Below are 1,037 nucleotides of genomic sequence, written 5' to 3'. Positions count from 1 at the left end.
GGTGCGGGGGCCAGGAGTTCCGCGTGCAGGGAACGGAGTTCGGGGCCGGGGTCGGTGCCGAGCCGGTCGGCGAGGGCGCGGCGGAACTCCTCGTACGCGAGCAGGGCGTCCGCCTGCCGGCCGGCCGCCCGCAGGGCGCGCAGGTGCCGGGCCCGCAGCGGCTCGTCGTACGGGTGCGCTACGAGCAGCTGCTCCAACTCGGGCAGCAGGGCGGCCGGTTCGGTGCCGCTGCGCAGCTCGGCGTCGATGCGGTCGCGTACGGCGGCCTCCCGCAGTGCGTGGGCGTTGCGGACGGCGGGCTCGGTGTCGGCGTCGGGGAGGTCGGCCAAGGCCGGGCCCCGCCAGAGGGCGAGGGCCCGGCCCAGGGTGCGGGCGGCGGCCGCCGGGTCGGTGGCGAGTTCGGCGGCGCCCTGGCGGGCGAGCCGCCGGAAGACGTGGAGGTCGATGTCGTCCTCGGTGGCGTCGAGGCGGTAGCCGGTGGCCCCGGCCAGGACGGTGTGCTTGCCGCCGAGGGCCCGGCGCAGCCGGCTGACCAGGGCCTGCAGGGCGGCGGGGGCGTCGCGCGGCGGTTCCCCGCCGCCGCCCCAGACGTCTGCGACGAGCTCGGTGACGGGGACCGTCCGGCCGCCGCGGAGCGCGAGCGCGGCGAGGAGGGCGCGTAGGCGGGGCCCACCGAGGGGCAGGCTGCCACCGTCGGGGCCCCGCGCTTCGGTGACCCCAAGAATCAGATACCGCACCGGCCCATGGTCCCCCATGGCCCTTCCTCCCGGGGGGCGGGACAGCCGTACGAGCCAGCGGCGAAGCCAAGGCGCGGGGCGCCGTACGAGCCCGGGGCGAAGCCAAGGCGAAAGGGGCGCGGGGAACTGCGCGCTCAGCCAGGGACGGGGGGCGGTCCGCGAACTGGGGTACCCACGCGGCGGGAAGCGGTACGCGGCTGCGCCGCGGGGCTGATGCCGCCCCGCGGGCGCGGGCCCTCCCCGGCTGGCCGCGCAGTTCCCCGCGCCCCTGAAGGCATGGCTTCGGGCCCCGGCCCGTCC

General features: G+C 78.9%; 1 protein-coding gene. It reads right to left on the bottom strand.

The genetic code is table 11. The annotated features are described in order from the left end of the window. A partial coding sequence (locus tag EF918_RS36040) for an AfsR/SARP family transcriptional regulator (RefSeq protein WP_148141368.1) occupies window positions 1-737 on the bottom strand: 737 nt, incomplete at its 3' end. Window positions 738-1,037: the final 300 nt, after the last annotated feature.

Origin of the sequence: Streptomyces sp. WAC06614 (genome assembly GCF_003949795.1) — a bacterium.
Taxonomy (GTDB): Bacteria; Actinomycetota; Actinomycetes; order Streptomycetales; family Streptomycetaceae; genus Streptomyces.
Note: the sequence above shows the minus strand (reverse complement) of the source record. Positions and strands in the feature narration are given on the sequence as shown.